The following is a 20,912-nucleotide window of genomic DNA, read 5'->3' on the forward strand; positions in this document are numbered from 1 at the left end:
TAAACCGGAAAGGAGAAAGACTCGATCAGTCCCCGATGGGCTGGGGATCAATCGTTTCGTGCAAGGAAGAGAGCGATGAGCGGATTCGCCGAAGAGTTTCCCGAACTTCTTCGCCCCGCATATAACCGACCTGTGTGGCCAGCACGTCGATCACGCAAAGAAAGACCAAACGAGTCGCTGTGGGTTTAAAGATTTCCGGGTGCTCCGGCAGGTTCAGCTCAATAACAACGTCGGAGACCTTAGTCAGAGGCGATCCTGGTTTGGTCAGAGCCAAGGTCGTGGCACCATATTGTTTGGCGATAGTGAGGCTGTCGATCAGCTCCTGCGGCCGCCCGGTCGCAGAAATCGCAACCACCACATCTTCCTCGCCGAAAGTGGAGGCCTGCATACGCTGCAGGTATCCGTCGGAATGGGCAGTCGCCATGACGCCAAACCGGAAAAAACGATTCGCTGCGTCCTGGGCAACGATCGAGGAACCACCGCCAACACCATAAAAAGCGACCTGCCGAGCGCTATCGATCGCCTTCGCGGCCTTATCGACAATCTCCGCATCCAGTTGGTCCCGAGCAACTTTGAGCGTATCGACCAGAGAGCTGAACACAAGATCAGAAAAGGCCGGGCGGTCGTTAGCCGCACGCGCCTTCGGGTTGATGTACTGCAGACTGACAGCCAGATTGCGCGCCAGCCTGATCTTGAAATCCTTGAAACCTTCGCAGCCAAGGCTACGGCAGAAGCGAATGACCGTTGGTTCGCTGACCCCGACCGCCTCGGATATACCCGAAACCGTGGTAAGGGTCGCCCGCTCGAGATCGTCGAGAATGAAGGCGGCAACCTGTTTTTCGCTCGCAGACAGACTGTCCACGACGTTTCGAAGCTTGAGGATGATATCTATTGGCCGGCCAGCTTTAGCCGCTGCCTGTTCCTCAGTCATGGGCGCTGTCATTCATTTCGTTCACTTTTGCGCCCGACTCACTTCTGGGGTTTGTAAGCCACGACATCGATTTCGATTTTTCCGTCAACCATCAACTGAGAGCGCACTGTCGAGCGCGCCGGTTTATTCTTCGGAAAATACGATGCATAGACTCGATTGAAAGTCCAGAAGTCACGCGTGTCGTCCAGCCAGACATTCACCTTGACCACGTCGTTGAGATCACAGTCGGCTGAGGCCAGAACTTTCTGCACATTCTCCATGGTCTGGCGCGTTTGCACTTCAATCCCGCCCGGAACGATCTCACCGTTTTCGCCCATGGCGACCTGCCCGGAAATAAAAACGAAATCCCCTGCGCGTACGGCTGGTGAAAAAGGAAGAGACTGGCCACCAGCGCCACTGCGCTCAGCGCCGATAAAGTCGATACTCATGTTTGTTTCCTTTAATTTCTGTGCTGCTGATAATGTAATTAAACTACATTTTTGATTGCCGATCAATCCACCGATGACGACATATGGGGAGTAATTTTCTAAATTTTGGCACTAGACAGCCAACTCAATATCGGATTAATGTAGAAAAACTACATGATATTGACAGAGGGAGGGGAGCATGCGCGAAACCGCTGGCCGTTTAAGCGAACAGCTGAACTGGCTGATCGAGCGGATCGTCGCTCTTCTCATGGTCCTTCTGGTTCTGGATGTGTGGCTGGGTGTCATCGACCGTTATCTCGTGCACTGGCAGCTCCCCTGGCCCGAGGTCGTGGCGCGCTATCTGATGATCTGGGCCGCACTGTTGGCGGTCTCCTGCGGGATCGCCCGGCGCGAGCACATCGGCCTTTCTATTTTGATCGAACGCATACCTGTTCCGCTTCGTCGAAGCGTCCTGGTTGCCATGGATGCCGTAGCTTTCCTGCTGTTTTTATATATTGCCTGGTTCGGCCTCAGCTTCGCCAGCGGCGGCGGTTCGCGCCAGGCGATGATTTTTGGCATGACTCTCGCGCTGCCCTTTGCCGCAATTCCCACCTCTGCAGCGTTGGCAATGATCCAAATTTTTCTCACCGCCATTCGCGATCTTGGCACCCAAAGTCTCAGCGGGCAGGCGGAGGCCTAAAGATGTTAATCGCTCTGGTATTCGTCGGACTTATTCTCCTCGGCCTGCCAATCGGTTTTGCCATCGGCGCGGCTGGTGTCGTGGGCCTGTTCGAGATGGGCGGCGACAAGTTTCTCGCCCTCGGCCCCAGCAAGATCTTCAACGGCCTCAACATCTTTCCCTTCCTCGCCATGCCGTTCTTCATCCTGGCGGGTGAGATCATGAACCATACCGGAATCACCAGTCGGCTTGTCCACCTCGCCCAAGCCCTGGTCGGCCACTTCCGGGGCGGTCTGGCACACACAAATATGCTGGCCTCGGTTTTCTTCGCCGGCCTGACCGGCGCGGCCACCGCTGATGCAGCCGCCTTCGGCCGCACCCTCGTTCCGGCCATGGTCGAGCGCGGTTACAAGCGCGACTATGCCTGCGCAGTGACCGCCGCCGGCTCGATCATCGGCCCAACCATCCCGCCTTCGGGTCTGATGGTGGTCTATGGGTCGCTGATGGGCGTTTCGATCGGCGGCCTCTTTGCCGCCGGTGTCCTACCCGGTCTTCTCATCTGTCTTGCCTGCATGATCGTGATCGCAATCGGGGCTACCGCCAACAATCTGCCCAAAAGCGAGAAGCGCGCGAAGCTGCGGGAGCTGGCGAAGATTTTCCGTCAATCGCTCCTGGCGCTCATGATGCCGGTCATCATCCTAGGCGGCATTCTGGGCGGCATCGTGACACCGACCGAAGCCGCTTCCATCGCCGTCGCCTATGCTCTTTTCATCGGCGTATTCGTCTATCGTAAGATCACGGTAGCGGACTTTATCCATATGCTGATCCGTACGGCGCGGGTTACGGGTGTGATCTTCGTGATCATCGCCTTCGCCTCAATCCTCGGATGGTGGCTCAGCTTCAATCAGATTCCGCAACAAATCGCGCAGGCATTTCTACTGATCTCCGACAATCCCTACATCATTATTTCCCTGGTCATCGGCCTGTTGCTGATTATCGGCATGGTGATGGACATCACCGCAATCCTGATCATCCTGGCGCCGGTCCTGGTACCCCTGACCGAGCAGATCGGCATGAGCCCGATACATGCAGGTATCGTCTTCGTGTTGGCGCTCAACATCTCACTGATGACACCGCCGGTGGGCGCCTGCCTCTTCGTATTATCCTCGGTGACCGGCGAACGGCTTGAACGGATTGCCGCCAAGCTCTGGCCCTTCCTGATCGCAGAGGTGGCCATCCTTTTCGTCTTCGCCCTTTGGGAAGACATGGCGCTGCTCATCCCAAGATTCCTGGGTTTCGCATGATGAAGTCCGCAACCAACATCCGGTGACGACCTGCCGGGAAGGTCCCCATCGGTTCCGCGAGAACCGAGCCTTCGAACAGTCGCAGACGAAAGAAATCAAATCGGGAGGTATAAATGAAAGCCTTAAAGTTTCTCGGCACTGCCATTGCAGTTTCGACCCTGCTCGTCTCGGCGAGCGGTAGTGCTGTCGCGCAAAGCAAAGTTCTAAAATTCGGTCACGACAACAAAGCCGATCCCTTCGAGAACCCCGCTCACGCATGTACGGCTGTTTTTGCGAATATCGTCGAAGCCGACACTAACGGCTCGATTACGGTTGAAGTGTTTCCTTCGAACCAGCTTGGCTCTGCCAAGGAGCATGTGCAGATGGTGAGGGATGACGTGATCCAGGCCACGCTCACCTCAACCGGGGCAATCGCGTCCTACTATCCGCGCATCGATGTATTGAATCTGGCCTTCGCTTTCGATCACAACGCGGCCACTTACGACGTCTTTGACGGCCCGTTCGGCAATGCTCTGGCTCGCGACATAGAAGCCTCACTGGGCGACGTCGTGGTTGCAGGATTCCCTGACACCGGCGGCTTCTTCGCGGTTACCAACTCCAAACGGCCGATCAAAACTCTGGAAGACTTTGAGGGCGTGCGCATCCGCACCATGACCTTGCCGTCACATCAGAAAATCATCCAGTCGCTTGGCGGCGAAGCCTATCCGCTGGCCTGGGGTGAAGTTTACTCCGGCCTGCAGACGGGTGTGATCGACGGGCAAATGAACCCAGTGCCGATCATCTCCTTCGCCAAGTTCGCCGAGGTGCAGAAGTATATGACCCTGACCAATCATCTCTTCTCACCCTACACCTTGATGCTGTCGAAGAGCTTCTGGGACGGTTTGAGCGACAACGAGCAGCGCACCATCCGCTATGCTGCGGAGTCCTGTGTGACCGCCAGCCGGGGCCTCAGCCGCATCATCGAGGGATCGGACCGCGGACTTGCGGGCCTGATGGATAAGATCGAGGTCTCGGCTCTCTCCGCCACTGACCGCGACAAGTTCAAGGCAGCGGCTCAACCCGTAGTTCTGAAGCACGTCGAGGAGACGCTCGGCAAAGATGGCGTGACACTCCTGGAGATGTTCCAGGCCGAAGTCACAAAAGCCAACGCCAAGCGTTACATGCAGTAGGCATCCAATGGAGGCTGCGCTTCAAAATCGCAGCCTCCGCCGTGCTCAACCTCTTCTTCAGTGAATTAGAGGCCGGTCGACCGTTACCGTCAGGGGTGGTCGCACTCCAGCCCATGTCCCGACCACAATGAGGATCTGTAATGCGCATTTTTTGCGCTTCCGTCGCCACCGAAACCAATACCTTTTCGCCGTTGAAAACGGACATGACCGATTTCACGGAGAGTTTCTATGCCGCGCCGGGCGACCATCCTGACACGCCAACTCTCTGCAGCGCCGTCTTCCCTGTCTGCCGCCGCCGTTCAGGCGAGGAAGGCTGGACTCTGATCGAAGGCACCGCGACCTGGGCAGAGCCCGGAGGCCTTGTGAATCGGGCAACCTGGGAACATTTGCGTGACGAAATACTGCAACAGTTGAGCGCCGCCCTGCCCCTCGATGCGGTCATCCTTGGTCTGCACGGGGCAATGGTCGCCCAGGACTACGATGACTGCGAAGGCGATTTGCTTTCGCAAATCCGTGAGATCGTTGGCCCGGACGTCGTGATCGGCGCAACTCTCGACCCCCACAGTCATCTAACAAAAAGGCGTCTCGATGCCGCCAACATTCTCATCGCCTTCAAGGAATTTCCACATACGGATTTTGTCGATTGCGCCGAAGCCTGTGTCAATTTGACTCTGCGCGCCGTGCGTGGCGAGATCAGACCACATCTCTCCGCCTTTGACTGCCGCATGATTGAAGTCATGCCGACCAACCACGACCCCATGCGCGGTTTCGTGGATAGAATCAAGGCCAGGGAAGGACAAGATTCAGTTCTCTCTGTCTCCGTCATCCATGGTTTTATGGCCGCAGACGTTCCGGACGTTGGTGCCCATTTGCTTGTAATCACAGATAACCAGGCCTCGGTCGGATCCCGTTTGGCGGAAGATCTCGGCATGCAGCTCTTCGGCTTTCGAGGCCGGACCAAACCACAGCTGCTCAGTGCCGGGGAGGCTCTCGATCAAGCCGAAGCCAATCCTAAAGGCCCAGTGGTTATCGCTGACATCTGGGACAATCCCGGTGGCGGTGTCCCCGGCGATTCTACGATCCTGACCCGACTTGCGTTGGAGCGGAAAATGAAGTCGCTTGCAGTCGGCACGATCTGGGATCCTATGGCTGTGCGACTCTGCATGTCAGCCGGTGAAGGCATCCGCATGCCCTTGCGTTTTGGCGGCAAGACCTCCGCCACTGCAGGCGCACCGATCGATGCTGAAGTCGAGGTGGTGAAGCTCGTCCGGGACGCGGAACAAAGATTCGGCGACAGCCGCGTGCCGTTGGGCGACGCCGCTGCAATCCGGATCGGCGGTATCGAGGCCGTCCTGAATACGGTGCGTAGTCAGGCCTTTTCGCCCGACCTCTTTTCCAACCTGGGGATCGACCCGACGGCGAGAAAGATCTTGATCGTGAAGTCGACAAACCATTTTCGCGGCGCCTTTGAAACCATCGCCACCGACATTCTTTATGCCTCGATCGATGGTCTCTATCCGAACGATCCGCTCACCAACGGTTACACGAAGTTGACCCGCCCAGTCTGGCCGATCGTCAAAAACCCCCACGCCGAACGGGAGACCGCCTGATGTTTGAAACGGTTGATACGCCCGCCGTTCTGATCGACCAGGAGATTGCCGAGCGCAACATCCAACGCTATCAGGCCTATTGCGATAAACACGGTATTGCGTTGCGTCCCCACATCAAAACCCACAAAACGCGAGAGTTCGCCCGGCAGCAAGTCATGGCGGGAGCGATGGGCATCACCTGCCAAAAGATCAGCGAAGCGCAGGTCATGGCCGATGCAGGTCTCGACGACATCCTGATCACCTACAACATCCTCGGTTCGGACAAGCTTAAACGGCTGCGTGCCCTTGCAGACCGAACCAAGCTATCGGTCACCGCGGACAATCGGTTTGTGGTCGAGGGTCTCAGCCGAACCTTCGCGGCGGCCCCCAAACCCCTTACGGTGTTGGTCGAATGCGATAGCGGCGCACGCCGCTGCGGCGTGACAACGCCCGCTGAAGCAATGGAACTTGCCCAGATCATCGTCGAAGCAGCGGGGCTCTCTTTTGGCGGCCTCATGACCTACCCAGCAGTGGGTGGAACCGAAAAGGTAGAGACCTGGATGCGTGAAGCTCTTGCCCTTTGCGCGGACGCGGGTATCGACTGCGGGACAGTGTCCAGTGGCGGCTCACCAGATATGTGGTCAGCCCATCTCGCACCGGTGGTTACGGAATATCGGGTCGGGACCTACATCTACAACGATCGCTCCCTGGTCGCGGGCGGCGTCTGCCGTTGGCAGGACTGCGCACTGACGGTCCTCGCAACCGTCGTCAGCACACCGGCACCAGACCGAGCTGTCATCGACGCAGGATCAAAGATCCTGACCTCTGATCTGCTGGGACTTAAAGGACATGGTCACGTCCTGGGGAGAGACGATCTCTCGATCCTCTCGCTGTCTGAAGAACACGGCTGCGTCACTTCGAGCGAGGGTGCGACGCGATTGACTGTGGGAGATCGGGTACGGATCGTCCCGAACCATTGCTGCGTGGTCAGTAATATGATGGACCGCGTGAATCTGCACCGAGGGGATAACCTTGAAGGCCCTCGCAAGGTCGCTGCCCGGGGCTGCGTGATCTAGGGGGTCTGTTGACGCTTAGGACGGGGCGCTTTTCCCATCAGCAGCGTAACGGATGCCTTGTTGGAGGCTTGCCTGACGGTGCCATCCGCTCCTGATCGCTGGGAAAATTCGAACCCGCCGCGACGGCGTCCGAATGGTCAACAGGCCCTAAAACAGAATTCGCCGCTCGCAAGAACTTGAACGAAATCGGCTTCAAACTGATGCGGGCTTCCGTGCTTTTGCGATAAACTAAGGAATGATTTTCAGACACAGCCTCGCCATCGCCGGCTTTCTTACGCTCGGAATTTCGGCCGCATGGTCCAACGAAGGGCCTTCACCCGCCTTCGATGGCGCTCGGACTGAGGGAGCTTACTGGGGAATCGCCAGCGACGGTAATTCCGCGCTCGCGGTCGGACCTGGCGGCGCCCATGCCCGAAAGAGCGGACAGGACGCCTGGACGCCGACAAAACTGCCGGGCAAACCCCTGCTGCTCGCCATCGCCAGGCTCAACGCGCGCACCTTCGTCGCGGTGGGCGGCACAGGCTTTACCTCCGGTAAGGGCGTCATCCTCCGCTCTGTCGATGGCGGAAAGACGTTCCAGCCGACAGCAAACCAGGCGGCCCCGCTCTATGAAGTGAAGTTCCTGTCCGCTGAAACCGGATTTGCGGTCGGCGTCGACGGTCTGCTTGTGAAAAGCACCGACGCCGGTCAATCCTGGCAGCGCATTGAGACCGGTGGCAAGACCAAGCTGTGGGCCCTGCACTTCTTTTCCGGCAACGAAGGCCTTATCGGCGGTGGGGAGACGCCCTGGCAGAACGATCAACGCTCATCGGGCAGTATTCTGCGCACCGAGGATGGCGGGAAGAGCTGGCAAAGCGTCTACGAAGGGTCGAAACGCATCAGCGATTTTTCCTTTCTTTCAAGTAAAACCGGCTATGCCGCCGGGGTGGGCGGTCAGCTGCTAAAGACCACCGACGGCGGACGCAGCTGGTCCGAAGCGGGTCAGACCCCGCTCAAGGCAATCGTGAATGCGCTGGCTTTCGTCTCCGAAAGTTGCGGCCTTATCGTCGGCGCCGGCGGCACCGCCTATATCACGAACGACGGCGGCAAGAGCTGGGATCACGCTATTCAAGTAACGGAAGGCTCGTTTCTCGAGGATCTCTCGATTGACCCGAACGATAGTGATGCGTTCTGGGTCGCCGGAGGCGACGGCAGCCTCGGACAGCTTCATCTCGGCAAGGCTTGCGACAGTTAGCGAATACATCGGCGTGACGATAAACGGTCAAACCACAGGAGAAGACTCATGCAGTTCTTTCAAAGGCTCTCTACCCTCGTCCTGATACTCTCATTGGCCCTCGGTGTCTCGGTAGCTCAGGCTCAGAGCGGTGACACCAAACGCGCGATAACCCAGATCTCGGGGGATCTTTACCGCTTCCAGAATAATTTTCATTACTCGGTGTTTTTGATTACGCCAGAGGGCGCGATCGTCACGGACCCGATCAATGCCGAAGCCGCAACCTGGTTGAAGGATGAGATCAAGAAACGCTTCAACAAGCCGATCAGGTATGTCGTTTACAGTCACGACCACCGCGACCACATAGCGGGCGGCGAAGTCTTCGCCGAGACCGGCGCCACAGTCGTGGCACATGAAAACGCCAAGCGAGCGATCATCGGCGAGGGCCGTCCAACCGCCGTGCCCGACCTCACCTTTACCGATCGCATGACATTGGAGCTGGGCGGTAAGACCGTCGAGCTGATCTATCTGGGCAAGAGCCATTCCGACAATCTCATCGTCATGAACTTCCCCGAGGAACGCACACTCTTTACCGTCGACTTCATATCGGTCAAGCGACTGCCATTTAAGGGCCTGTCGGATGCTTACATCCCCGAGTGGATCAGCGCGATCCGCAAGGTTGATGCGATCGACTTCGATATCCTCGCGCCAGGGCACGGTCCGATGGGCAAAAAGCAGGACGCCGCCGATCACGCGCAATACATTCAGGATCTTTACGACGCTGTCCTCGCCGCCGCGCGTGAAGGCAAATCGCTGGATGAGATGAAGACTTCGATCAAGATGGAGGCTTACAAGGACTGGAGCCAGCACGAAGCCTGGCTTCCGCTCAACATCGAAGGCGTGTATCGTCAGGTGAGTCTGCATCGCCGGGGAAATTAACTCCTCAAGCATGATGGCGCGCAGAAGAACCTGACCAGAGCGCGGAGAGTTTCGATGGCCCCTTACAGCAACGACGACGAACTCTTCGCGCTCCTGAAACGCGATCTCTTTACCGCCGTGGTCGGCGACATCCTCGACAAGCTGGGATTCCGGCGGCAGTTTCTGCCTCCCGAAATCGCGCCGCTGAAAAACGGCATGCGGCTGGCGGGCCGGGCAATGCCGGTGCTGGAAGCCGATATCTACGACGACGGTCACGGCAAGGGCCCCCTCAGCGGCGAGCCCTTCGGCCTGATGCTCGAAGCTCTGGACGATATGAAAGCCGGCGAAATCTATGTCGCCACGGGCGCATCTCTGCGCTATGCACTCTGGGGCGAATTGATGTCGACCCGGGCTCAGCATCTGCAGGCCAACGGCGCCGTATTGGACGGCTACCTGCGTGACGCCGATGCCATCGAGGCTCTTGGCTTCCCGGCGTTCTGCCGCGGCGTCTATGCCCAGGACCAGGGCCCTCGCGGCAAAGTCATCGATTTTCGTTGCGCGGTCGAAATCGGCGGCGTCACCATCGAACCGGGTGCATTGCTGTTCGGCGACCGCGAAGGTGTGCTCACGATCCCCAAGGCCGTCGAAGAAGAGGTTATCCGGCTTTCGCTCGAAAAGGCCGCTGCTGAAAACAAGGTCGGCGATGCCATCCGTTCCGGTATGGGCGCTGCGGAAGCTTTCGAAACCTTCGGTGTGATGTGACGCCGCGTTCAGACCAAGCCATCGGCACAGTTAATGGTGGCCAACGGCTTTCCTAAAGCTGTTTTGAAGCCTTTGAGCATGCCGGTAGTGTGGATGGAATCAATGAATGGGGAGCGAGGATTCATGCTGACAGACGACATGAAACGCATCGTGGCCGAACAGAAGCTCGGCTATGTGGCCAGCGTCTGTGCGGACGGGTCACCGAACCTCTCGCCCAAGGGCACCTTCCTGGTGCGAGATAACGATCATCTTATGTTCGCTGAAATTCGTTCGCCCAATACGCGGGCAAACATTCAGAACAATCCTCTCGTTGAAATCAACTTCGTCGACCTCTTCTCGCGTAAGGGATTCCGTTGCAAGGGTCCGGCGCGCTTCGTCGAAGAGGGCACAGACGAGTTTACAGCGCTCCTGCCAAGCTTCATAGACGGCTGGGGTGAAGAATTCGCGACCCTCATCAACGGCATCGTTGTGATCTCGGTGGAAGCTGCAGGCCCCCTCTCCAGCCCAGCCTATGACATCGGCGCGGAGGAAGGAGCCCTTCGTCAACAATGGTTGGCCTATTTTACGAAGCTTCAGGAGTCCTGACCAACTTACCGCCCATCAGCAGCTACCACATCATCAGCACACCTTCGCCCTGCTGTGCGGCATAATACAGGCGAACCCGCACAATATAGCGACGCCCCTTGAAAAGCCGGAGACGGATCTTCGCGTTGAGTGACGAGCCACTATCGTCGTCGCCTTCCAGATAGCGCGGGGTGCCATCGACTTCCTCGAACAACACCATCACGCTGTCCATGCGCCCGAAGGTCTGGATCGTATACTTGCGGCTCCGCGAGGGTTCTATGAGGTAGTTAACCTGATCGCCGGCGCCGATTTTTATGCGCTGTGACTGATAGGGTTTGAGCTCGGGGACGCGATTGATCGGCGGATAAAACTTTCGCACCCTATCCTTATCGACATTGGAGAGGCCCGGCGCCGGAATCAGGTTCCTCGTCTGAAACTCGGTGGGTTGCGCGATCAGCCCGGCCCTGAACTGGTAGTGCATGATCGAGTCTTTGTCCCAGCTCGAGCCTTCGACCAGCGCGGGATCGATCTTGCGCATGATGTTGTGGCGGATTTGCCCTTCACTCCAATTATTGGGCGGGCCTGAAAAGTAGTCTATGACGGCCTGTTCGTTCCAGACGATTCCTGCGTTGGGATTTTGATGCTCATGCGGATAGCCACAGGCATGTCCGATTTCATGCAGCGCAGTGTCGCGCCCGTAAGGCGTGGTGACATCCCAGCCGAAATTCATCGTACGCTCGGTCGGATCGGAAGCATGATCGACGGCGTCGCGGCCAACATAGGACCAGGCACCCGCCCCGCGTTCGAAGCCGACCCGAATCTCCGCTTCCAGCGGATCATCAACTTCGCGGAATTCAAGGCCGATACCCAGGCCCTTCCATTCGGCGAAGGCAGCGCGCACGGCATCCTTTTGAGAGTCCGCCCCACGCCAACGGCTGGGGCTGTCGAAGAAATAGTAGTTCAACACCGTACCGTTCACCCACTTCTTCTCGATAGAACGGATGAGCGAGAGACGGAAAGGATCAACATTCGCATCGATGGGCCGCAGCGGTGCCTCGGGAACGGCGCAGGCCGCAACCTCCGTCTCGTAGTTGGGCTCGGCCTTCTTGTATTTTGGCGTGACCTTCGATTTGGCTCCTGCCCCGGATTTCGCCTTATAGCTTTTCGACTTCGTGGACGCGCGGCTTTTGGCCGCCGGCTTACGTTTCGCTGTGGATTTTGCTTTGCGTGCCATGGTTCTCCCCCGGGTTCAGAATATTATTCGTATGCTTACGATATAATTAACCACGTTTGTTTTCCACCCAAAAATTGTGAGCCGCATTTAAAGGCAGCGAGTGTACCTCGTTCTCGATCGAAACAATCAAGGACATGATTCAGACTCTAACTGTCATCACTGGAGACTGATTCACGCTTTTCTCTGGTTCAGTGGAAACGACCGGACTCCAAACGCCTGGCTATCTAAAGCTGGCTGCTGGCGATATCATAAAACTCAAATCAGATCGTGCACCCCGCTAAGCGGGAGAAAGAGGAAGGGACAACAGCAATGGACGGCGACACAGCGGCGGCGAAAACCGAACAGCTGCCAGAGGGCTTTTCAATCAACCACAGTAAAGACACGCCCTTCGTTTCCCAGGGTCTGCGTGCCTTTTTCGAATACCGGGATCTAGGCATCAAGACAGCCACTAACGGCCGCTTCGGCGCCCATGTGATCCGGGCCCGGCCCGGCACCGAAGCCGCCCCGCAATGGCACCGGCATACACTGGAATTCCAGATGGTCTACGTCACGCGCGGATGGGTCGAGTTTGAATACGAAGGCGTCGGTGAGGTCCGCCTGGAGGTTGGTTCCTGCGTGCACCAGCCCCCCGGCATCCGTCACCGCGAATTGGCCCACAGCGATGACTTGGAACTGATCGAGATCACGCTGCCGGCAGATTTCAGTACGGCGCCGGCGGACTGAGGCACATTCGCAGCGTCTTGTGTGATGTGCGCTGTTGAAGTTGCGAGAATTAGAGAACCATTTCGAAGGGGAGGAAAATAAATGTCTTCACATCTTAAAATCTGGGAAACCTGGTGTCGCCGCGTATGGAAAGAACAAGATGAATCCGCGATTGACGAGATGTTCATTACTGAGGGTATGGCACGTGGATTAGGCCCTCACCTGAGGCTTGCCACTGACAGATTTCAAGAGCACGAACGGATCGGACCGGCCGGCTTCAAGGTCTTTCACAAATGCTTTTTGGCGTTGATGAACGATATTGATATTCAGGTGACACACAGCATGGAAGCGGGTGACTGGATCTCGGCACTCTGTGTCTTCCACGCAAAGAAAAATGATACCAACGAGCAGGTAAAGATGACCGGCACGGTCTTTCTCAAGATTGTCGATGACAAGATTGTGGAAGCCTATAACCATTGGGACTTTTTCAGCCTGTTCGAACAACTCGGCCTGATACCGGAAGAGTCATTCGAACGCTGTCTGGCCGGCGAGAGCATCGTTTAAAGCAAGCGACCGTTCTTGATTGAGTCAGCGGAAAACGTAGATCACTCGATAATGTTCTCTCCACCGTCATCGAGTTTCTTGGGCCGCTGCCAGTAGTGGAACTGCGGCGTCCAATCTGCCTCACTTAAACCGGCAAGGCCGAGAAAATGCCAGACCGGAGAGTAGAGGTCACCAGGGCCAAAAGCAGTGCGTCCACGCCCCACGATTTTGCTCCCCTTGCGCTCGTACACGGACGCACCGGGATAATTGCTGTATTCCCCCAAGGCGCACTGTTCGGCCATGTAGGTGCCGCCACCATGGGATGCCATCCGAAACTTCCAACCCCGGTCGAGCGCCATGCGGCGCTGCGTTTCCGGCGGATCCTTCGAGACCAAGACAACCGCCATCGCATCTTCCAGATGATCCAGAACACCGTTGATCCCATCCGCCCAAAGCGTACAGTACCGGCAGCCCTGGCCCATATTGTGGATTACCAGCAGCCTTTCACGCCCGGCAAAGAGAGCTAAAAGACTCGTTTCACCACTCGTTGTTTCAAAGGCGTAGTTTGGAACTTCCCTATCGCTCTCCGCACGGCGAAGGGCAGCAAGCTGCTGCACTTTTTCCAGGATTTCGAATTCGAGTTTTTCGGCCTCGGTCATCTCGCGCCTCCTTCCCATTCGACGAATAGGATAGAACGAGTGGGAAGGCTTCGGGAAAATAATCGCTTTTAAAGTATCCAGCGATGAAAACCGGGGTCGACACGGCTCATTGTAGGAATGAGCGCAGTGGCCTTTTCAGGGAAGACAAGGCGCCGCGAACACAAACTGCCTGCGTCCTGAACAAATGGAGGGGCAGGATGATACCACCCGCTTCCATTCGATCAGATCTTCGCAAGCAGATTCTCGCAAGTGCCGGCCAAGTTAAGCCGGTTTGGTTTTCTCAAGAACACGTATCAGGCCGTGAATACTCCGCCGGACGCTGGCCGAGGAGATTGCATTAAACTGGCGGGTCAAGCGAGCCGCCTCGATCGAACGGCCAGAATCAGCCGGCATACCTGCCTGTTGCGCAGCGTCTCCCTCGTAACCTGCAAAGAAGGTATCGATGCTTGTTTCCAGTATGACAGCAAGCTGATAGAGCCGGCCTGCGCTGATGCGATTCTTACCGTGCTCGTACTTCTGAAGCTGTTGAAACGAAATACCGAGCAGGCGTGCAACTTCCTGCTGCGTCAGATTTACTTCTAATCGCCGACGACGCACATTCTCCGCAACGTAGGCATTTATCGATGTTTGGACATCGGAAGACATGTTGGTTCCACCTTTTTTGAATGCCAAACCAGCCGAGTGACGAATTTCACTTCTTGTTTCACGGCTTAGATAACGGCATCGATTTCAATAACGATCAGGTGGCACAGGTCTATGGATAACGTTTTTTTTAATAGCTCCGGGGAAATACGAAGCTGGATTTTAGTAAGTGTGACTGGTTACCACTGTATTCACACTAATGCGAACAAATAGTTAAAAAACGACTTTGCGCTGAATTTACCAACGCCATGCCGGTTTGGTGAACAAACAATGCCCGATCGGAAGGACGATTAGCCAGCCACTTGAAACCAGGTCTTCATGCCTGCCGCCTGATGCTCGAGCATGTGGCAATGGATCAACCACTTGCCAGGATTATCCGCGACAAAGGCGACAGTGACCGCCTCGTCCGGCCCAATGAGTTCAGTATCCCTCCACGCGCCGTCATCGACCGGCTGGCCATTACGCGCAACCGCGCGAAAGTGATGGCCATGGATGTGCATCGCATGCGGCCAGGCGGTCTCATTGACAATATTCAGGACGACACTGCGCCCGGCTTGAATACGCGCAAGCGGGTTTTCGGTCATCCCCGCAACACCGTTGAAGGCCCAGACCTGTCCTCTGGCCACGAGGTCGCGCATAGAGAGGCTCTTACCTTCGAAGACCGCCGAGCGCATGCCTCCCATGGCACCGCCTTCCATCACCAGATCCAGCTTTAACGGATCGGACAAGTGGGGTTCAGGTAGCCTGTTGGAGGGTAAGACCGGAAGCTCCCTTCCCGCCTGCCCGCTTGCGGAGATACCCTCGGAAACGAAGTTACCAACAACAATCCCATCTTTGCGCGAAACCTCTGTGAGGGGCGCCTCTTCCCCGGGCTCCAGGGTCACATCCAGAAGCAGATCCGCACGCTGCGCAGGAGCCAAGGTTAAAACAGCCGATGTGCCAATCTCTTCGGGTTGCGCCAGAGGCTGCCCATCGAGCGCGATCAATAAGGGCGCAAGTTGACCCAGCTTCAGGTTTAAGATCCTTGAATTGGCACAGTTAATCAACCGCAGACGGAGGCGCTCCCCGCGTTTGACCTTCAAATCTGGCGTCGAGACCCCGTTTATGGTCAACCAGTTACCCAGCCGACCGCCATGACTCCAATCGCGCATCTGGCCAAAGGAGGCAGTGTGAATCTGGCCGTCTTCGCCGAGGCGCCAATCGTCGATCACCAGAACCATCTCCCGGTCGACCGGCGGCGGATTACGCTCCTCTATGATCAGTGGGCCATAGAGTCCGCGCGCCATCTGTTCCCAGCTCTTGTTGTGGGAGTGATACCAATAGGTTCCCGCGTCGGGTGCGACGAACGCGTAATCGAAGAACCCGCCGGGTGGCACAGCGTCCTGTGTCAGACCCGATACCCCGTCCATAGCGTTGTCGATCCGGATGCCGTGCCAATGGGTGCTGGTCGGTTGTGGCAGATTGTTGTGCAGGCGGACCTTGATCAAGTCACCCTGGCGCCCCCGGATCACCGGGCCTGGCGAAATGCCGCCATAGGCCCAAAGCGCGCTCGCCGGTCCTTCGCTCCCCAGCAGAGGCGCAGTCGCGGGTCCTGCGATAAGATCGAAAGATGCAGCGCCGTCTTCTGCTAGCAACCGGCGTGGAGCGGCTACGGCAAGCCCAATGCCTGCGGCGGAAGCAGAAAGAAAAGTCCGGCGATTTATCATGACACCCTCCTGGAACGATCGTCTTGTCATTCCTGCCGTTGAGACGAAAACAAATAGACCGAAATCGCAGCGGTATCTTCATCGCTCAGATAGCTCGAACTCTGATCGACGAATTCCCCCATGAGGCCATCGAAGGTATCGCCATTGGGCAGAAGACCCGTTTGCAGCGACAGGACAAGGTCTTCTTTTGTCCAGGGCTGCCCCGGGTGGTTAAAGAGTGCATCGATTGCCGGCACCCGTTTCCCATTGGGACCCTGGCTGTTACCAGCCAGCGGGGCGCCATAAAAACCGCCGAGCAGATTACGCTGTGTGTGACATTCGGCACAATGACCCGGCCCCTGAACCAGATAAGCGCCCCTGTTCCAGGCCTCGTCGCGATTCGGGTTTGGTTGAAAGCGACCGGCCTCGAAGTTTAGCAGTTTCCAGAGCCCGAGCAGTTTCCTATCTGAAAAAGGCCAACTCAGTTCGTGGGTGCGGCGCACATTGGCCACCGGCGTCACGTTATCGAGATAGGCTTTTAAATCGGCAACATCCTGAGCCGACATTTTGCTATAGGAGCTATAGGGAAATGCCGGGAAGTAATGTTCACCGTCGGGGGAAAGCCCATCCGCAAGAGCGCTCGAGAACTGCTCCAGGCTCCAGCCTCCAATGCCGTAGGTTTCATCCGGCGTGATGTTCGGTCCGTAAAAGGTACCGAAAGCGGTTTTCAGGGCTGGGCCGCCGGAAAAAGTCTCTCCGCCCCTGGCCGGGTCAGTATGGCAGCCGACACAGCCCGCTGCGCGGACAACATAAGCACCACGCTGGGCATCACCGCTTACGCCGGTAAAGTCATGCGGCTCACTGGCTGGACCCAAGTACGGCAGAACGAAAAAATAGGCCAGCCCAACGCCGAGCAGCAGGGCCGTCCCAATGGCAGGAGTCCGGCGAAGACTGTGCAAAACCGACTCAGTCCTTCGGCTTACGAAATGCCGTATGACAGGAAGAACAGACCTTCGCGGTTTTAGCGAACTGCAGACGCACGGCCCGTTGCTCGCCGTCTCGCGCGATCACAGACAGAGCCTTCGATTCTCGCAGCATATCCGCGGCGAAGCCGTCGAACTTGTCTTTCTGCTCCCAGATCACCGGCAGCGCTTCACTGTGTTTGCTGCCGCGGCTCGCTTCACTGTCGGGGAAGAGTACAGGAATCTCCTGCGCATGCTGCGAGACGAGTCCGGCTGCTGCCTGAATCGCGTTGGCGTCATAATCGGTCTGACCCTTGAACATTTCACCGACTGTTTTCATGGCTTTCCCCATGACCTCCATGGCATCCATGCGTTCCTTAACGATGCCGGTAGCACCGCCATGTGCGTAAGCTGTCACGGCCGTAACCGCCGCATAGGATCCGAGCGCTATTGCAGCGCCGGCCATCAGGATTCTCTTTTGCCTAAAACGTTTCATCGGCTGGTGTTTTCTCTTTTCCTATATCGGCACTCCGGGAGAGCTCGGATGAGCGCGTGGATTATTTCTGCGCCGCCTGTCGATTGATTCGCGCGTTTGCCTCTCTCGCCTGCCCCTTCCAGCTGCTCTTGATATAAGAGAGTACTGCAGCGATTTCGTTATCGGAAAGAACCTCTCCGAAGGCCGGCATATCGCTTGGATGATCTGGATTTCCACTGTAAACCGCAGTGCCGAGTTTGGTGATCTGAAACAACACGTTGTCGGGATGATGCCAGGTATGCCCGCTCTCATCATGGGGCGGCGCCGCCAGACGCCCATCCGGCTTACGCTGTCTCCAATCGGGCCAGCCCGGCTCACCGCTCAGGTCGGCGCCATGACAGGCCGCACAGTTCGCAGCGTAGACCTCCTCACCCTGGGCAACAACGACCGGATCGTCGGGCTGCAACCGTGAAGTCGGCTCATTGTCGCCAGTGAGCACCCACACGGCACCGCCCGTAGCTATAAGCACAAGCGAAAAAATGGCGGTTGGGATAAGTCGGATCATCGCAAACCTGCATCCAAAGTCCTGTCCTCACAGAGACGCGAAGATCAGATTTGTGCAAGCTAGGGCTTCCAGTCAGGGGAAGGTCAACAGCCATTATGTGGATAACGTCGAAGCATGAAACCGTTGGAAAAATCACCAAGAGGCCCCGTGCGAGACACGGGACCCCTTGACTTCAACCGGTCCATACCTGAGACGCGGTCAAAAAGGCGCTGGATTATTGCGGTCGGGTAATCACCAGGCGCCCTCGCTCAGTCCCTCCGCCTGCCGGACGAGCTGCAGAAACTCACCCCGGCGGCCGAAGGGGTCGCTGCTGCGGCCGCTTTGAGCCAGATCCAGGACATCATCGTAATTGAATTCACGCGTGTCGACCTCGCCGCGGAGGATTTGGCCGAAGGCCGCGACGGCGACGGCGAAGCGGACATCGTCAGGCGCATCTTCCAACAGTTCGACTTCCTCGAACTTCGAGACCGGCTGGCCCATCTGAAGGCTATTCCGGGTGCCCGGCGCCTTATAACGCAGCTTGACGAAGGCGTATTCGTCTTGTGCCTCGACTGCCCGCTTCAGGTCGGGATCGCTGGAGGCCAACTGATAGCGAAAGCCCAGCCGAGCCCGTGCCAGGTGCGGAACCAGCGTGATTTCGTAGAGTGCGGTGACACTGTGTCCGCTACCGACGTCACCCGCATCGACCCGGTCGTTGCGAAAGTCACGGCGGTTCAAGGCCCGCGTTTCATAACCGATCAGACGGTAGGCCCCCACGATGTCGGGGTTGAACTCGATCTGAACCTTCACGTCCTCGGCAATCGGAATGAGGTTAGCGGTCACCTCGTCACCCAACACCTTGCGCGCCTCCGTCAGGCTGTCTAAATGCGCGGCTGTACCGTTGCCGGCCTGGGCCAGGGCCTGGGCGATATGGTCGTTCACATTGCCGTCGCCGACCGTGAGGACCGTCAGATAAACCCCACTCTTACGTTTCTTGGTAATCAGCTTACGCATCGCCACCGGATCGCTGGCGCCGACATTAAAGTCGCCGTCACTGATCAGGATCACGCGGTTAACCGCATCGGAACTAAACTGGTGGTCAGCGACGGAGTAGGCATGCTCCAGCCCTTTCTCGCCACCGGTGCCGCCACCTGCATCAAGCTTGTCGATCGCGGCCTCAATACGGTGTTTATCCTTGGCAGAAGTCGGATCGAGCACGGTGCGCGATCCACTGCTGAAGGTCACGATCGCGATGCGGTCATCTTCCCTCAACCCCTTGGTCAGACCCTTCAGGGAGCGTTTGGCCAGGCCAAGGCGGTCCTCGCCATTCATGGATCCAGAAACATCGATTAGAAACACGAGATTAACCGGCGGACGCTGCCGGCGCGGCACGGTATAGCCCTGCAGACCGACGTGCAGCAGTTGGGTCTCCGCGTTCCATGGATTGGGCATCACCGTTGTGGAGATCGCGAAAGGCTCATCCTGATCCTGCGGCCGGGGATAGTCGTAGTCGAAGTAGTTCACCATCTCCTCAATCCGCACGACGTCGCGCGGCGGCATCTGCCGGTTCTTCAAGATCCGTCTGATATGCGAGTAGGCCGCCGTGTCTACGTCGACACTGAAGGTGGAAAGCGGTTGCTGCTCCACCTGCTGGAAACCCTGATGCTGCAAACTCGGGTACCGCTCGCCACCATATGCCGTGGAATATTCGTTCGTGCCCTTGTAGCGGACGATACTGGTCGCCGGAGCGTATGACGGTCCCGCAGAAGAGGCCGTCGCAGCGGTCTCGTCGTCGCTCGCACAACCCGCCAGTCCGGCCGCCAGCAGACCGGCAATCAGAACCCCACCGAGAGGTCGTATATATGTCATCGCCTTATCCCCCAAGGATTGAAAGACCGTAACCTGATACGACCCTAAGGCGGAAAGACGGAAAAGCTGTGGCAAAGATATGGCAGAACACGACGATTTTGCGACCTGCGTTAAGGCTTGTAAGAAAAAGCCACAAGTTCGCCCCGGATATGATAAAACCCGCGGCCTGGGGCGCACAGTCTGGGGCTCATAACCTGAGACACACAGGGCGGGTTGAATGAACATCCCGGTCTGTAGCTTAAACCCGTTGGAGCAAACGAGATGAAACAACCACCATGGCCGCGAAGGCCGAACTCTGCCGCCAAGGCACTGGCGGATCCGAAGCATCGCAAACGGATCGTCAGAGCCAAGAGGGGCAAAGGTTCCTACACAAGAAAAGGGCGTCAGGTCTATCCGGGCGCCCTTCCTATTTGCCCACCTCGCAATCATGCTGTCCCAGCGCTCAACCAAATTCACACCGAAAGACTGACCTTTATCCGTAACTAATTGAAGTCAGTGACAAAAAAACCACCGGCTTGCTACGCCGAAATCACACCCCCTCGTCTATAAAGAGTCCAGAAAAACACATGGCACCTGCAATGCCTTGCAGACGCCCGACCTGAGGGACGAGGATCGTTAAGCGGTCGCTCGAGTAAAAACGGAAGATGCCAGAAGCCCAATTCGAATCCACAAAGACTGCTTCACGACCAGACAGACACCACAATTTTTTCGATGAGTTCGAACAGGAAGAAGAGGTGTCAGATCCGCGTGTGCGATTGCTTCGCATACTATCGGACACGGGAGACGTTCTGGAAAATATCGAAAAAGATTGCAACGCCCTGGTTCTTGCCATCGAGAGCTCAAGCTTGACCGCGGGCGATGCCGCAAGATTAAAGAAGCGCGTGTGGCGCATCGAGGACCTTTCAGTCAAAGCAGCCGAGAAGATCAACGGCCGTCACGTATAGATCCTGATCGATTTTCACTGAACTCCGGAAAACCGTGGACC

The 20,912-nt window shown here is 57.1% G+C and carries 23 protein-coding genes; 13 read left to right on the forward strand and 10 right to left on the reverse strand.

The annotated features are described in order from the left end of the window. Window positions 1-25: 25 nt before the first annotated feature. Together QMZ18_RS07450 and QMZ18_RS07455 are read right to left on the reverse strand one after the other, a co-directional pair. Window positions 26-931 carry a MurR/RpiR family transcriptional regulator gene (locus tag QMZ18_RS07450; RefSeq protein WP_282605646.1) on the reverse strand — a complete coding sequence of 302 codons (906 nt, stop codon included), beginning with the start codon at window positions 929-931 and terminating at the stop codon, window positions 26-28. Window positions 932-969: 38 nt separating this feature from the next. After that, complete coding sequence (locus QMZ18_RS07455) at window positions 970-1,359, reverse strand: RidA family protein (RefSeq protein WP_282605647.1); 390 nt, start codon at window positions 1,357-1,359, stop codon at window positions 970-972. A 178-nt stretch (window positions 1,360-1,537) separates the two neighbouring features. On the opposite strand from QMZ18_RS07455, the gene QMZ18_RS07460 reads away from it, so the two are divergent. The 9 genes from QMZ18_RS07460 to QMZ18_RS07500 all read left to right on the forward strand — a co-directional run bounded on the left by QMZ18_RS07460 (window position 1,538) and on the right by QMZ18_RS07500 (window position 10,633). After that, window positions 1,538-2,038, forward strand: a complete 501-nt coding sequence (locus QMZ18_RS07460; RefSeq protein WP_282605648.1) for a TRAP transporter small permease — start codon at window positions 1,538-1,540, stop codon at window positions 2,036-2,038. A gap of 2 nt (window positions 2,039-2,040) precedes the next feature. Continuing rightward, window positions 2,041-3,321 (forward strand): TRAP transporter large permease, encoded by a 1,281-nt coding sequence (locus QMZ18_RS07465; protein ID WP_282605649.1) that lies wholly within the window; start codon window positions 2,041-2,043, stop codon window positions 3,319-3,321. 113 nt (window positions 3,322-3,434) lie between these two features. After that, the gene (locus QMZ18_RS07470; RefSeq protein WP_282605650.1) at window positions 3,435-4,490 is read left to right on the forward strand and encodes a DctP family TRAP transporter solute-binding subunit; all 1,056 of its coding nucleotides are present in this window, start codon (window positions 3,435-3,437) and stop codon (window positions 4,488-4,490) included. 140 nt (window positions 4,491-4,630) lie between these two features. Then, window positions 4,631-6,100, forward strand: a complete 1,470-nt coding sequence (locus tag QMZ18_RS07475) for a M81 family metallopeptidase (protein ID WP_282605651.1) — start codon at window positions 4,631-4,633, stop codon at window positions 6,098-6,100. Then, on the forward strand, window positions 6,100-7,155 hold the full coding sequence (locus tag QMZ18_RS07480; RefSeq protein ID WP_282605652.1) for a D-TA family PLP-dependent enzyme: 1,056 nt from the start codon (window positions 6,100-6,102) through the stop codon (window positions 7,153-7,155). Before QMZ18_RS07475 ends, QMZ18_RS07480 begins: the two co-directional genes overlap by 1 nt. Before the next feature lie 235 nt (window positions 7,156-7,390). Continuing rightward, window positions 7,391-8,389 (forward strand): YCF48-related protein, encoded by a 999-nt coding sequence (locus QMZ18_RS07485; RefSeq protein ID WP_282605653.1) that lies wholly within the window; start codon window positions 7,391-7,393, stop codon window positions 8,387-8,389. Between the two features lie 48 nt (window positions 8,390-8,437). Next, a complete protein-coding gene (locus QMZ18_RS07490; RefSeq protein WP_282605654.1) occupies window positions 8,438-9,307 on the forward strand; it encodes an MBL fold metallo-hydrolase in 870 nt (289 codons plus the stop codon). A 54-nt stretch (window positions 9,308-9,361) separates the two neighbouring features. Next, entirely contained in the window at window positions 9,362-10,048 is a 687-nt protein-coding gene (locus QMZ18_RS07495) for an RraA family protein (protein WP_282605655.1), read from the forward strand. Between the two features lie 123 nt (window positions 10,049-10,171). Then, window positions 10,172-10,633 carry a pyridoxamine 5'-phosphate oxidase family protein gene (locus QMZ18_RS07500; RefSeq protein WP_282605656.1) on the forward strand — a complete coding sequence of 154 codons (462 nt, stop codon included), beginning with the start codon at window positions 10,172-10,174 and terminating at the stop codon, window positions 10,631-10,633. A gap of 22 nt (window positions 10,634-10,655) precedes the next feature. Here the strand turns inward: QMZ18_RS07500 and QMZ18_RS07505 are convergent, their stop codons facing one another. After that, complete coding sequence (locus QMZ18_RS07505; protein WP_282605657.1) at window positions 10,656-11,846, reverse strand: M12 family metallopeptidase; 1,191 nt, start codon at window positions 11,844-11,846, stop codon at window positions 10,656-10,658. A gap of 309 nt (window positions 11,847-12,155) precedes the next feature. On the opposite strand from QMZ18_RS07505, the gene QMZ18_RS07510 reads away from it, so the two are divergent. Both QMZ18_RS07510 and QMZ18_RS07515 read left to right on the forward strand, forming a co-directional pair. Further along, on the forward strand, window positions 12,156-12,569 hold the full coding sequence (locus QMZ18_RS07510) for a cupin domain-containing protein (RefSeq protein WP_282605658.1): 414 nt from the start codon (window positions 12,156-12,158) through the stop codon (window positions 12,567-12,569). Between the two features lie 81 nt (window positions 12,570-12,650). Continuing rightward, the gene (locus QMZ18_RS07515) at window positions 12,651-13,112 is read left to right on the forward strand and encodes an ester cyclase (RefSeq protein ID WP_282605659.1); all 462 of its coding nucleotides are present in this window, start codon (window positions 12,651-12,653) and stop codon (window positions 13,110-13,112) included. A gap of 41 nt (window positions 13,113-13,153) precedes the next feature. Here the strand turns inward: QMZ18_RS07515 and QMZ18_RS07520 are convergent, their stop codons facing one another. The 7 genes from QMZ18_RS07520 to QMZ18_RS07550 all read right to left on the reverse strand — a co-directional run bounded on the left by QMZ18_RS07520 (window position 13,154) and on the right by QMZ18_RS07550 (window position 19,927). Then, a complete protein-coding gene (locus QMZ18_RS07520; RefSeq protein ID WP_282605660.1) occupies window positions 13,154-13,750 on the reverse strand; it encodes a DUF899 family protein in 597 nt (198 codons plus the stop codon). A gap of 261 nt (window positions 13,751-14,011) precedes the next feature. Continuing rightward, window positions 14,012-14,395 carry a helix-turn-helix domain-containing protein gene (locus QMZ18_RS07525; protein WP_282605661.1) on the reverse strand — a complete coding sequence of 128 codons (384 nt, stop codon included), beginning with the start codon at window positions 14,393-14,395 and terminating at the stop codon, window positions 14,012-14,014. Window positions 14,396-14,682: 287 nt separating this feature from the next. Further along, entirely contained in the window at window positions 14,683-16,098 is a 1,416-nt protein-coding gene (locus QMZ18_RS07530; RefSeq protein WP_282605662.1) for a multicopper oxidase family protein, read from the reverse strand. 26 nt (window positions 16,099-16,124) lie between these two features. Further along, a complete protein-coding gene (locus tag QMZ18_RS07535) occupies window positions 16,125-17,036 on the reverse strand; it encodes a cytochrome c (RefSeq protein ID WP_282605663.1) in 912 nt (303 codons plus the stop codon). 7 nt (window positions 17,037-17,043) lie between these two features. After that, on the reverse strand, window positions 17,044-17,505 hold the full coding sequence (locus QMZ18_RS07540) for a cytochrome c (RefSeq protein WP_282605664.1): 462 nt from the start codon (window positions 17,503-17,505) through the stop codon (window positions 17,044-17,046). A 91-nt stretch (window positions 17,506-17,596) separates the two neighbouring features. Continuing rightward, complete coding sequence (locus QMZ18_RS07545; protein ID WP_282605665.1) at window positions 17,597-18,079, reverse strand: cytochrome c; 483 nt, start codon at window positions 18,077-18,079, stop codon at window positions 17,597-17,599. A 231-nt stretch (window positions 18,080-18,310) separates the two neighbouring features. Next, window positions 18,311-19,927 (reverse strand): von Willebrand factor type A domain-containing protein, encoded by a 1,617-nt coding sequence (locus QMZ18_RS07550; RefSeq protein WP_282605666.1) that lies wholly within the window; start codon window positions 19,925-19,927, stop codon window positions 18,311-18,313. Between the two features lie 261 nt (window positions 19,928-20,188). Between QMZ18_RS07550 and arfA the strand changes: the two genes are divergently transcribed. Both arfA and QMZ18_RS07555 read left to right on the forward strand, forming a co-directional pair. Continuing rightward, a complete protein-coding gene (gene arfA / locus QMZ18_RS37020; RefSeq protein ID WP_367575942.1) occupies window positions 20,189-20,413 on the forward strand; it encodes an alternative ribosome rescue factor ArfA in 225 nt (74 codons plus the stop codon). A gap of 248 nt (window positions 20,414-20,661) precedes the next feature. Then, the gene (locus tag QMZ18_RS07555) at window positions 20,662-20,871 is read left to right on the forward strand and encodes a hypothetical protein (protein WP_282605667.1); all 210 of its coding nucleotides are present in this window, start codon (window positions 20,662-20,664) and stop codon (window positions 20,869-20,871) included. Window positions 20,872-20,912: the final 41 nt, after the last annotated feature.

Origin of the sequence: Pelagibius sp. Alg239-R121 (assembly GCF_947331435.1) — a bacterium.
In the GTDB taxonomy this organism is placed as follows: domain Bacteria; phylum Pseudomonadota; class Alphaproteobacteria; order Kiloniellales; family Kiloniellaceae; genus Denitrobaculum.

Coding starts and splice junctions, on each gene's coding strand:
- QMZ18_RS07450 (WP_282605646.1), bottom strand. CDS start 931: ATGACTGAGGAACAGGCAGCGGCTAAAGCTGGCCGGCCAATAGATATC.
- QMZ18_RS07455 (WP_282605647.1), bottom strand. CDS start 1,359: ATGAGTATCGACTTTATCGGCGCTGAGCGCAGTGGCGCTGGTGGCCAG.
- QMZ18_RS07460 (WP_282605648.1), top strand. CDS start 1,538: ATGCGCGAAACCGCTGGCCGTTTAAGCGAACAGCTGAACTGGCTGATC.
- QMZ18_RS07465 (WP_282605649.1), top strand. CDS start 2,041: ATGTTAATCGCTCTGGTATTCGTCGGACTTATTCTCCTCGGCCTGCCA.
- QMZ18_RS07470 (WP_282605650.1), top strand. CDS start 3,435: ATGAAAGCCTTAAAGTTTCTCGGCACTGCCATTGCAGTTTCGACCCTG.
- QMZ18_RS07475 (WP_282605651.1), top strand. CDS start 4,631: ATGCGCATTTTTTGCGCTTCCGTCGCCACCGAAACCAATACCTTTTCG.
- QMZ18_RS07480 (WP_282605652.1), top strand. CDS start 6,100: ATGTTTGAAACGGTTGATACGCCCGCCGTTCTGATCGACCAGGAGATT.
- QMZ18_RS07485 (WP_282605653.1), top strand. CDS start 7,391: ATGATTTTCAGACACAGCCTCGCCATCGCCGGCTTTCTTACGCTCGGA.
- QMZ18_RS07490 (WP_282605654.1), top strand. CDS start 8,438: ATGCAGTTCTTTCAAAGGCTCTCTACCCTCGTCCTGATACTCTCATTG.
- QMZ18_RS07495 (WP_282605655.1), top strand. CDS start 9,362: ATGGCCCCTTACAGCAACGACGACGAACTCTTCGCGCTCCTGAAACGC.
- QMZ18_RS07500 (WP_282605656.1), top strand. CDS start 10,172: ATGCTGACAGACGACATGAAACGCATCGTGGCCGAACAGAAGCTCGGC.
- QMZ18_RS07505 (WP_282605657.1), bottom strand. CDS start 11,846: ATGGCACGCAAAGCAAAATCCACAGCGAAACGTAAGCCGGCGGCCAAA.
- QMZ18_RS07510 (WP_282605658.1), top strand. CDS start 12,156: ATGGACGGCGACACAGCGGCGGCGAAAACCGAACAGCTGCCAGAGGGC.
- QMZ18_RS07515 (WP_282605659.1), top strand. CDS start 12,651: ATGTCTTCACATCTTAAAATCTGGGAAACCTGGTGTCGCCGCGTATGG.
- QMZ18_RS07520 (WP_282605660.1), bottom strand. CDS start 13,750: ATGACCGAGGCCGAAAAACTCGAATTCGAAATCCTGGAAAAAGTGCAG.
- QMZ18_RS07525 (WP_282605661.1), bottom strand. CDS start 14,395: ATGTCTTCCGATGTCCAAACATCGATAAATGCCTACGTTGCGGAGAAT.
- QMZ18_RS07530 (WP_282605662.1), bottom strand. CDS start 16,098: ATGATAAATCGCCGGACTTTTCTTTCTGCTTCCGCCGCAGGCATTGGG.
- QMZ18_RS07540 (WP_282605664.1), bottom strand. CDS start 17,505: ATGGCCGGCGCTGCAATAGCGCTCGGATCCTATGCGGCGGTTACGGCC.
- QMZ18_RS07545 (WP_282605665.1), bottom strand. CDS start 18,079: ATGATCCGACTTATCCCAACCGCCATTTTTTCGCTTGTGCTTATAGCT.
- QMZ18_RS07550 (WP_282605666.1), bottom strand. CDS start 19,927: ATGACATATATACGACCTCTCGGTGGGGTTCTGATTGCCGGTCTGCTG.
- arfA (WP_367575942.1), top strand. CDS start 20,189: ATGAAACAACCACCATGGCCGCGAAGGCCGAACTCTGCCGCCAAGGCA.